General features: G+C 47.3%; 9 protein-coding genes. 8 read left to right on the top strand and 1 reads right to left on the bottom strand.

Annotated elements, in window-relative coordinates:
* Positions 1 to 740 (bottom strand): adenosyl-hopene transferase HpnH (hpnH, locus tag ACLQ6D_RS13975; protein WP_411727926.1); only part of this gene is annotated, 740 nt, incomplete at its 3' end.
* A gap of 451 nt (positions 741 to 1,191) precedes the next feature.
* Between hpnH and ACLQ6D_RS13970 the strand changes: the two genes are divergently transcribed.
* From ACLQ6D_RS13970 to ACLQ6D_RS13935, 8 genes are all read left to right on the top strand, one after another.
* On the top strand, positions 1,192 to 2,280 hold the full coding sequence (locus ACLQ6D_RS13970) for a phytoene/squalene synthase family protein (RefSeq protein WP_411727925.1): 1,089 nt from the start codon (positions 1,192 to 1,194) through the stop codon (positions 2,278 to 2,280).
* 26 nt (positions 2,281 to 2,306) lie between these two features.
* A complete protein-coding gene (gene shc / locus ACLQ6D_RS13965) occupies positions 2,307 to 4,259 on the top strand; it encodes a squalene--hopene cyclase (protein WP_411727924.1) in 1,953 nt (650 codons plus the stop codon).
* The gene (locus ACLQ6D_RS13960; protein WP_411727923.1) at positions 4,256 to 5,002 is read left to right on the top strand and encodes a phosphorylase; all 747 of its coding nucleotides are present in this window, start codon (positions 4,256 to 4,258) and stop codon (positions 5,000 to 5,002) included. The genes shc and ACLQ6D_RS13960 overlap by 4 nt, the downstream gene beginning before the upstream one ends.
* Before the next feature lie 6 nt (positions 5,003 to 5,008).
* On the top strand, positions 5,009 to 7,627 hold the full coding sequence (locus ACLQ6D_RS13955) for an MMPL family transporter (protein ID WP_411727922.1): 2,619 nt from the start codon (positions 5,009 to 5,011) through the stop codon (positions 7,625 to 7,627).
* A gap of 54 nt (positions 7,628 to 7,681) precedes the next feature.
* Positions 7,682 to 9,070 carry an aspartate aminotransferase family protein gene (locus ACLQ6D_RS13950; RefSeq protein WP_411727921.1) on the top strand — a complete coding sequence of 463 codons (1,389 nt, stop codon included), beginning with the start codon at positions 7,682 to 7,684 and terminating at the stop codon, positions 9,068 to 9,070.
* A gap of 1 nt (position 9,071) precedes the next feature.
* A complete protein-coding gene (locus tag ACLQ6D_RS13945; protein ID WP_411727920.1) occupies positions 9,072 to 9,428 on the top strand; it encodes a copper resistance protein CopC in 357 nt (118 codons plus the stop codon).
* 13 nt (positions 9,429 to 9,441) lie between these two features.
* Complete coding sequence (locus ACLQ6D_RS13940) at positions 9,442 to 11,103, top strand: copper resistance D family protein (RefSeq protein WP_411727919.1); 1,662 nt, start codon at positions 9,442 to 9,444, stop codon at positions 11,101 to 11,103.
* A gap of 1 nt (position 11,104) precedes the next feature.
* Positions 11,105 to 11,265, top strand: a 161-nt coding sequence (locus tag ACLQ6D_RS13935; protein ID WP_411727927.1) for a 1-deoxy-D-xylulose-5-phosphate synthase N-terminal domain-containing protein, incomplete at its 3' end; no start/stop codon positions are given.

The following is an 11,265-nucleotide window of genomic DNA, read 5'->3' as shown; positions in this document are numbered from 1 at the left end:
GCCAAAAAGTCAAGGTATAGGGAAGAGTGATTAAGCTTCCATTTGCGGTTTTTGCCAATCTTAAAGATACCGCGGAATAATTCTTTTACGTCGGTACCTTTAATAAACACATCCTGTTGCGGGGCGTGTTCATAACTGAAGCCCGGCGCGATGGTTACGCCTTCAACACCTAATTCCATACAATAATCCAGGAATTCTGCAACTTCATGGTCTTTTTCACCTTGGAACAGGGTGCAGTTGACGGTGACCCTAAAGCCTTTGCTCAAGGCCAGCTTAATGGCTTCAACGGCGCGGTCAAAAACACCGTCTTGGCATACGGAGGCGTCGTGCCTGTCTTGCATACCATCCAGGTGTATCGAAAAAGTTAGGTAAGGGGAGGGCCGGTAATCGTCTATCCTTTTTTTGAGGAGTAACGCATTGGTACATAGGTACACATACTTTTTGCGGGCAATGATGCCTGCCACGATTTGTGGCATTTCTTTATGGATCAAGGGTTCGCCGCCGGGGATTGATACCATGGGTGCGCCACATTCATCGACCGCTTGCATACATTCCTCAAAAGACAAGCGCTTATCGAGAATGTCGTCAGGGTAGTCAATTTTACCGCAGCCCGCACAGGCTAAATTGCATCGAAAAAGGGGCTCAAGCATCAAAACCAGTGGATATTGCTTAACCCCCTTTAATTTCTGTTTCATTAGGTAACTGGCTACAGTTAGCTGTTGACGTAAAGGAACTCCCACAACGTATCTCCTGTTATGTTCAAATCTATAAAGACCTGCAATGGTCGTGCTCGTAAGCGAAGGACAATGCAGAAAAAAGTGTCATTTGTTTCTCAAAAACAACAATGCGGAAAGTGCGTAAAATTTTAGCTCACATTGCTATCCTAACGCTTGGTTTAAATCAACCAATTATCGGGGCAGATGTACTGGAATACCCTGTTTGGTTGGAGGATTCTTTCAATACGCCCGGTTAACGTTAACTTAGCGAATTCATGGGCGTTTGCCATGCTCCCGTAACGATTTAAAAAAGCGGCAACACTGGCCGCCAACCTAATTTTTTACTTCTACTGCCATTATAACACACAATAATGGCAGTATTGGCAACAAAACAACATTATTTTGCAAATTACCAACAAACCGTCTATCATGAGGCTACTCAAAATAACCTAGCCTGATTCGGCACGACAAACTCATGCGTGGAAGCCAATTATCCCTGGAAAATATAGAGCCACTTGATGCTTTGGCGGACGGCCCATTCCAAATGGCGTTGCTTGAAGGGGTGTCCAGGACATTCGCCCTGACGATTCCACAACTGCCGGAAAGTCTTTGCAGGGCAGTGGCTAACGCGTATTTGTTGTGCCGGATTGTCGATACGATCGAAGATGAAGTTTCACTTTTGCCAGAACAGAAAAGGCATTTTTGCCACGCATTCATTAATGTTGTGAAAACAGGCCTGCAAGCGGAAGCGTTTTCCACGGAGCTTGCGCCCTTGCTGTCACGCCAAACTACGCTTCCGGCTGAGCATGTCCTGATTCATGTTATCCCCAGGGTTATCCGCATAACGCATCAGTTCGATAAGGAACAGATAGCGGCATTGTCTGCTTGCGTGGAGACCATGGCAGAAGGGATGCCTATTTTCCAGGCTGAAAATCTGCATAATGGCCTGCCCGAGCTTGCAGACCTGGACTGCTACTGTTACTACGTTGCGGGTTGCGTAGGTGAGATGCTGACCAAGTTGTTTTGTTATTATTCGCCGCAAATTGCCCAACACCGTGATGAAATGCTGACCTTGGCGGTGTCTTTCGGTCAAGGCCTTCAAATGACCAATATACTGAAAGATATATGGGCTGATGCCGAACGCGGCGTTTGCTGGTTACCGCAAGATATTTTTTCGGAAACCGGATTTGACCTGAAGAATTTGAACACAAAGGCTAACAACGTTAATTTTAGGGCGGGTTTAGGGCGTTTGGTCAGTATTGCCCATGGCCATCTTCACAATGCGTTAAAGTTTACCCAGTTAATTCCCGGCCATGAAACAGGCATAAGAAACTTCTGTTTGTGGGCATTGGGCATGGCCGTATTGACCTTGAAAAAAATCAAGCAGAATTTAGGATTTACCCAGTCAAATGAAGTCAAAATAACTCGAAATAGCGTTAAATCGACCATTTTCGCCACCAAATTGGTAGGTCGAAGTAACAGCTTGCTTAGCTTTCTGTTCAATCTAATTAGTCGGGGTTTGCATGACCCAGACTGGACTTATTTACCACACACTGCCCCATAGCTACGTTAGATATTTGAGGATTGATAATGTTTACCGACGCACAAACAGAAACACAAACGCAGAATCTCCAAAGCACCTCGACGGCAATTGTTTTCAAGGATGGCCAACTTGATTTAGCCATCAAGAAAGCACAGGACAATCTGTTGAGCCTTCAGGATAAGAAGGGTTATTGGGTATTCGACCTGGAAGCTGACTGCACCATCCCTGCAGAATACATCATGATGATGCATTATCTTGGCGAAATTGACGAGACGCTGCAAGCCAAAATTGCCAATTATTTAAGATCCCGCCAATCTGATGATGGCAGCTATCCGCTGTTTACCCACGGGCCCGGCGACATCAGTGGTAGCGTCAAGGTTTATTACGCATTAAAAATGGCGGGGGATTCCATCGATGCCCCCCACATGGTTCGCTTAAGGGCGTACATCCTGAACCAGGGCGGTGCTGCAAAAGCCAATGTTTTCACCCGAATTGCACTTGCCATCTTCGAGCAACTTCCTTGGCGCGGTGTTCCATATATTCCTGTCGAAATCATGTTGTTTCCTAAATGGTTTCCTTTCCATCTGGATAAGGTTTCATACTGGTCAAGGACTGTTATGGTGCCGCTGTTTATACTTTGCGGCTTTAAAACGGCCGCCAAAAATCCTAACAAGGTTGATGTGTTGGAGCTTTTTGTTACCCACCCTGATGAAGAGCGACACTACTTTCCTGAACGGACCTTGTTAAATAAACTCTACCTGGGACTGGATAAGCTGGGTCGGGTAACACAGCCCTTGATCCCGCATAAATTGCATGACCGCGCTATAGAAAAAGCCAAAGACTGGATCGTAGAACGCTTGAATGGTGAAGATGGGTTGGGCTGCATTTTCCCTGCCATGGTTAATTCTTATGAAGCCCTGATGCTGCTGGGATTCCCTAAAGACCATGAATACGTCGTGACCGCACGTAAGGCTATCGATAAATTGCTGGTCATTAATGAGAATGACGCTTTTTGCCAGCCCTGCGTTTCTCCTGTTTGGGATACCGCACTTGCAGCGCTGGCTTTACAAGAGGTTGACGTTAGCAGTAACAGTAAAAGCCTGTCCAGGGCATACGATTGGCTTAAAAGTGTACAGTTATCCGATGAACCGGGCGATTGGCGCGTTTCCAAGCCAGATTTAGTGGGTGGCGGATGGGCATTCCAGTATGCCAATCCGTATTACCCTGATGTGGACGACACCGCTGTTGTGGCTTTTGCCATGGCAGATTCAGGCCTGCCGGATCTTGATGAATCCATCCATCGGGCAACGCGCTGGATAGAAGGGATGCAATCCAAAAATGGCGGATATGGCGCATTTGATGTCGATAATACCTATTATTACCTGAATGAAATTCCCTTTGCCGATCACGGTGCCTTGCTGGATCCGCCTACAGCGGATGTGAGCGCCCGTTGTGCGATGTTGATGGCGAGGGCAGGAAAAGAGCAAGGGCTGTATCAACCCGCCTTGGGGCGCACTATCAACTATTTGCGGTCGGAACAGGAAGCAGATGGCTCATGGTTTGGACGCTGGGGAACCAATTATGTCTATGGTACATGGTCGGTATTGCTCGGTCTGGAACAAACCAACCTGTCTAAAACCGATGCTATGTATGTTAACGCGGTTAAGTATTTGAAGGCTATGCAACGAGAAGATGGCGGTTGGGGTGAAGATAACTACAGCTTTCATGATGTCAGTTATAGTGGCAAATACCAATTTAGCACGGCCTTCCAAACGGCCTGGGCGGTCTTGGGCTTGATGGCGGCTGGTGAAGCCCACGGCCCGGAAGTAAAAGCGGGCATTGATTTTATCCTTCTCACCCAGCAAGCCGATGGTGTTTGGAATGATGTGTGCTTTACTGCACCCGGTTTTCCCAGAGTCTTCTATCTTAAGTACCACGGTTACGACAAGTTTTTTCCGCTTTGGGCGCTTGCCCGGTACCGCAACGAACTTAAGCAGTGATTACAGGAATTGTTGTTGCCTTACCTGAAGAACTTAGCACCCTAACAACTAAGAAACTTGCGAAGGGGTGCGTTGAAACCCTTGTTGATAAAATTCTGGTAATTTACTCAGGCGCTGGAGCCGAGAATGCGTGTGCTGCGTCCGAATTATTGGTCAGGCACGGTGCCCTGTGCCTCATTAGTTGGGGATGTGCGGCAGCTTTAGTCGAGTCCCTTCGACCTGGGGAATTGGTGTTGGCTAATAGTTGCATAGATGCCGATCATCTGGCGTTTGATCTCAACAATGAGGATTGGCTGATACATGTAAAGGACTGCCTCAGCAAGCGATTAACGGTACGTACCTATACGGGCAAGCTGGCGGAAAGTAAAGCTATTGTTGCATCCAGCCATGATAAGGCACAAATTGGCAGTGCAACAGGCGCGATAGCCTTGGACATGGAGAGTGCCGTTATTGCCAGGGTGGCTCAAGCACACGACCTGCCTTTCCTGTCCATACGGGCAATTGCCGACCCTCTCAACATGGATTTGCCCAAAGCAGTCAGCCATGCCCTTAACGATCAGGGTGAAATCATCCTAAGTAAGCTGTTGTTTTATTTGTTGCTGCATCTTACCGAATTACCTAGTTTGCTTAGATTAGGGTTGCATTTTCGCGCGGCTAAAAAAACCTTAAAACTGGTTGCCAAACAGCTTGATGATGTAATAACGCCCCCTCAAAGCGCACCTACAAATCCAACTCAACAATAAATACGCATGCCTAAGCAGCACACCTCTTTCCTCGACACATTCCTGCACTGGTGCGAGCGGCAGATCGTACGTTTTCCATGGATGTTGCTGTTGTTGTCCCTTTTGTTATGCGGGGGCGTTTCTTATCATGTCTACAACCATCTCGGCATCAACACGAACACCTCTGAAATGTTGTCCCCAGACTTGCCTTTCCAGCAAAACCAACGGCGGATTGACAAGGCTTTTCCGCAAGATGCTGCAACCCTGCTTCTGATCGTGGAAGCAGGGACACCCGAAGAAACTACGTTAGCCGCCAATACGCTACAAAGCTGGTTAAGCGCACAAACAGGCCGTTTCGACTCGGTCACTATCCCGACCGATAACGATTTTTTCAGGCAACAAGCCTTGCTGTATCTGGAACAAGCTGACCTTGATGCATTGGCTAAAAAACTGACGGATGCCCAGCCGTTTATTGGTCATTTGGCGCAAAACTATCATCTTGTCGGCTTGTTTGAAATCATCAGCTTGGCCCTCAACAAGCGCGATGAAAACCTGCCGATGGACTTAAATCCTTTGCTAGTTGCGATTGACGACAATATCAACCAACTGCTTATCGGACAACCAAAGCGCTTATCCTGGCAAAACTTATTGGCGGAAGGCCAACTTAATACCGATGCCAATCGCACCCTGGTTATTGCCAAACCGAAGCTGGATTTTAGCGAAATGCTGCCTGCGGATGCCGCACAAACTTCGGCCCGGGAAGCCGTGCGCGCCATCATGGCTGAAAATCCGTCCGTTAAAATCCGTATAACCGGCGAAACTGCCCTTGAACATGAAGAGATGGAAAGTGTCGCCACAGGCGCCCAATTGGCCGGCGTACTTTCATTAGTGCTGGTGTTTGTCGTGCAGTGGATAGGTTTGCGGTCGCTGAAATTATTGATTATCACCTACATCGTATTGGTCATGGGCTTGATAATAACTGCCGGATTTGCTGCCGTTACTGTCGGCCATTTAAATGTCATATCCATCGCCTTTGCCACCCTGTACATCGGCTTGGGGGTTGATTATGCGGTGCATATCTGCCTTTACTACCGCGAACGCAAAGTGCGCGGTTATGCAAACGACCAAGCCATACACCACAGCATGAAAGGGGTGGGTTCATCCTTGTTTTTATGCGCCTTGACCACAGCACTGGGTTTTTTGTCATTTATCCCTACCGCCTATGCGGGCGTGTCGGAATTGGGCATTATTTCCGGGGGCGGCATATTCATCGGGCTGATTATCTCGGTCACTATTTTACCGGCCTTGTTTTGCGTCCTGCCGGTCAAGAACCCAAAGCCGATACATTCCGTGTTTGCGCCTAAATTTATCGTGACCTTTCCGTTCCATTATTCAACCGCCATTCGCATTGTCTCTATCCTGTTGGGGATTGGCGCTTGCTTGGTATTGACTAAACTGTCATTTGATTCCAACCCGGTTAACTTGCGCGACCCCAACAGCGAATCGGTGTCTTCCTTCAAGGAACTGCTGAAATCAAAAAATGATTCACCGTTTGCACTGATAACATTAGCGAACAGTCTGGATGAGGCCAATAAAATTGCCGCCAAGATGAGGCAATTGCCGACAGTACACGAGACTATTACACTGGCTGATTTTGTTGCCAAAGATCAGGATGAAAAATTGACAACCATTGAAGACCTGAACTTGATTCTGGGCAACCAGTTGGAAAACTTTGGCAAAACCTTGCCAGAGAATAGCAATCAACGGCAGGCATTAGTCAAATTCAACGATGAACTGAAAAATGCCATAGCCGAAAACTCACCTAACGCGCCACCAGCTACCTTACGGCAACTGCAACAACGCATAGAAGCTTTTTTCAAACAGGCTGACAGATCTGCCAACCCTGCTGCGAGTTATAGCCAACTGGAAAATAACATGTTGGGATTATTGCCGTACACGCTGGAGCGCTTGAAAACCAGCCTGACAGCGACAGATTTTGGTATTGGCGACATCCCTGATTACATCCGTTCGCATTGGCTCAGTGCCAATGGGCTGTACAAAATCCTGATTACGCCTAAAAAAGACCTGAACGACCCTGAAAACCTGAAAGAATTTGTCGATGAGGCACAACAGGTCGATAACAAGGTTTCCGGTTTGCCGGTTGCCAACCAAGCCAGCGGCGACGCTGTCGTCAAAGCCTTTATTCAGGCTTTTGGCAGCGCCTTCGTTGCCATCGTTTTAGTATTGCTGGTGATATACAGGAGCGTCAAACAGACCGCACTGGTTGTTCTGCCCCTAGTGCTTGCCGCGTTACTGACCGGGGCGACTAACGTCCTACTGGATAACCCGTTCAATTTCGCCAATATCATTGCCCTGCCTTTACTGCTGGGCCTGGGGATCGATAGCAGTATCCTGATTATGCACCGGCTTCATTTCAACTTCAGCGAAAATGAAAACCTGCTGCAAAGCAGCACCACTCGCGGCATTATTTTCAGCTCGATAACTACCTTATGCAGTTTTTCGAGCCTGTCGTTCACCGCGCATCAAGGCATGGCAAGCATGGGTTTATTGCTGTCTATCGGCTTATTTTTTACGGTGATTTGTTCATTAATTGTTTTGCCCGCATTCAGTGGGAAACGAGTTTGATACCTATATAGACGAAACTTAACACACTTACTGACTAATATTTTGAGGTAACGAATGGCTTTCAGCATCGCCGAACTTTTTACGAAACATAATCCAGACAAGTTCGATTTGTGCGAACACCATTTGAATAACCAAATGGTCAGGATGCTGAAAACCATAGGTTATGACCGTCATTATAAGAGCGCGATCGGACAATATCTCTACGATCAGGATGGCAGTGAGTATCTCGATTTACTCAGCGGTTTTGGGGTTTTTGCACTCGGTCGGAACCATCCGACCGTTGTTAACGCCTTAAAAGAAACCTTATCGCTGGATTTGCCTAATCTGGTGCAATTGGATGTGTCGGTGCTGAGTGGCTTGCTGGCGCAGGAACTGTTGAAAACCATACCCGATAACATCAACAAAATGTTCTTCTGTAATTCGGGTACAGAAGCGGTGGAAGCCGCCATCAAGTTTGCCCGCTTCACGACCAAACGGGAAAAAATTGTGTTCTGTGAACACGGCTATCATGGCTTGACGATGGGAGCTTTGTCGTTAAATGGGGAAGAAATTTTCCGTGAAGGCTTCGGCCCATTGATTCCAGGTTGTAGTCCGGTACCATTCAATGATCTTGCGGCATTGGAAAGTGCATTAAGCAATAAGGATATTGCTGCCTTCGTTATCGAACCCATACAGGGCAAAGGCGTCAACCTGCCTGATGACAGTTACCTCCCTGAAGTCGAACGGCTATGTAAAAAATACGGTACCTTGCTGGTTGCCGACGAGGTACAAACCGGATTAGGCCGTACCGGCAAGTTTTGGGCTATAGATCATTGGAACATAAAACCGGATATGATCTGCATGGCTAAAGCCTTATCAGGCGGATTTGTGCCGGTTGGGGCTGTCGCCATGACCCAAAACATCATGGATACGGTATATAACCGGATGGATAGGGCGGTTGTGCATGGTTCGACGTTTGCCAAAAACAATCTGGCAATGGCGGCAGGGCTTGCCACCTTACATGTCATGGAAGTGGAAAAACTGATCGAAAATAGCGCAGTAATGGGCGCTGATATCATCAATTCCCTGAATGCCTTATCCGGCAAATATGAATTCCTGAAAGAAGCCAGAGGGAAGGGCATGATGATTGCCATTGAGTTCCAGTCACCCAAAAGCCTCAAGTTGAAAGCCGCTTGGGCGATGCTGGAAGCGGCAAACAAGGGCTTGTTCTGTCAAATGGTTACAATTCCCTTATTCAAGGAACACCACATACTGACCCAAGTGGCAGGGCACGGCATGAATGTGGTCAAGCTGCTGCCGCCGTTAATGCTTAACCAAAAAGACCGCGACCATCTTGTTAATTCATTTGATAAGGTGATTGCTGAGACTCACCAGATCCCCGGCTCTATCTGGGATTTAGGTAAAAACCTTGCCAGTCATGCCCTGAAGGGGAAAAGTAAGTGATATGAAATGGTTGTTAGAAATTAGTTTATTGTTTCTGACTTTGGGTTATGTCGGCAGTGCATTTGCCCATGCTGTCGTCACCGACCATTCACTAAAAATTGCACAACCCCAAGCCAATCAGTCCACAAAAGCAGAATTGACGTTTAATTCAAAAATCGAAATGGGCTTGTCGCAGGTCTATCTGGTTAGCAAGGGAGATAAGCATACCTTATTGACAATAAGCAAAGGCGAAAAAAAAGGCAATGTTGCTGTGGATATACCGCCCTTATCTCCGGGTAAGTATGTCCTTAGGTACAAAATTTTTGCGGCTGACGGTCATTTGACCGAAGACGTTATTCATTTTTCCGTGAGTCCATAGGTAGTGGTTGTGTATGGCTGGTATAGCTGATTTTCTTGATTCATTGATCGGTGGTTTTGACCTGATTTGTTTTTGTTTGGTAATCGGAGGGCTGTTCTGGGGGGCGTTCATTTTGCGTCCGTGGAATCAGCAGAATGGATACAACGGTGAGTTGCTCGATAAAACCATCACGCTGATTTACAAAGGCGGTTTTTGGCTTGTAGCCGCACAGCTATTCAAGATTATCCTTAAAATTTGGTTGATGACAGCCCTGCTGGATAAATGGCCGTTTCCTGAGTTTGCCACGACTACACAATTTATCTGCGGCATAGTGCGGACTTTGTTAGCGTTGATATTAGCCGGGTACTGCTACCTCTATCTTCGCAATAACTCGGATTCAAAAAAACATTGGTTTACCGCCAATCTGGTTGCCTTACCCATGATTATTTCTGGAGCCTGGCTGGTTCATGGGGCAGGGCGTTTTGAAAACCAGTTGTTTTTGATGTCACTCACAGTGCTGCACCAAGTGGCCGCAGCAATCTGGATAGGCAGCGTATTCCAGCTCGTCAACCTTTGGATTTTGCGTTATCGCCGAAAAGTTCCTGACACCCTATGGCCCCAGTTATTACGAAAATTCTCACCGTATGGCATGGCTTCCGTCCTTGCCATTCTGCTGTCTGGATTGCCTATTGCACTGCAATACATAGACACCTGGAACGGCCTGATTGGTACAGGCTACGGTAACCTGTTAACAGTAAAAGTAATCTTGCTTGGCATTGCGCTGGGTTACGCCTGGTTAAACCGTTCGGCTGTTTTAAGTTATGGCTCTACCGGAAATAGCTATGCCTTAACAAAACGCGTTCCTTACTACATTGAAGCTGAAACCTTCGTTCTGATTACCTTATTGTTTACCGCCGCCAGCCTAGCATCTCAACCACCCGCTATTGATATACCGAGCCTGACAGCCCGTTGGCAGGAGGTGTTAGGCACATTTAAACCACAAGTCCCATTGACCCGTTCGCCGACGCTTTCTGCTTTGATTGCCGGTGAAGCGGGGAGGGTTGCCATTGTGGGTAAAGTCCCTTCGATCGCCGCGACAGAATGGTCTAACTACAACCACAATATTTCCGGTATCTTCCTTACCGTGATGAGCTTCTTCGCCATGCTTTCTTATAAAAGTCACTTGCCATCCCTGCAAGCAGTGAGAAAATTGTTAACTTTCACCAAATATTGGTCTATCGGTTTTGTGGGACTCGGTACCTTTCTGTTTTTTCGCAGTGATGCAGAAACCTGGCCGCTGGGCCCTATCGGTTTTTGGGAAAGCACTTTCAATAACGGCGAGGTATTGCAACACAGGATTGCAACGCTGCTGGTATTTACCTTAGGTGTTATAGAATTGAGGGCTCGATTTAATCAAAATGTCTATCCTGGCTTAGTTTTCGCCTTTCCTGTGCTATCTGCCTTCGGCGGTCTGATGCTGCTCACGCACTCGCACATCGGTTTTGAAACCAAAAACGCCTTCCTTATCCAGGTCGGCCATACCACGATGGGGGTATTTTCATTGATTCTGGCTTGTGGGCGATGGTTGGAATTAAAACTGGACAGCCCGGGCAAAGACATTGCCGGTTTTGTCTCTGTAGCAGCCCTATTTCTGATTGGTCTCATCCTGATGTTTTATCGCGAGCCCCTTTACTGATATGAATACAGCCAATAAATTCTTCTTGTTAGATGCCATCGCCTACCCCACGGATGTCAGGAAGCTAAGGAAGGGGCAGTTAAGGGCCTTGGCGAAGGAACTGCGGGAATTCCTGACCCAATCGGTGAGCATCTCCGGGGGGCATTTCTCGGCGGGGTTGGG

Source organism: Methyloglobulus sp. (assembly GCF_046714055.1).
In the GTDB taxonomy this organism is placed as follows: Bacteria; Pseudomonadota; Gammaproteobacteria; order Methylococcales; family Methylomonadaceae; genus Methyloglobulus.
This window is presented reverse-complemented; position numbering and strand designations above follow the sequence as displayed.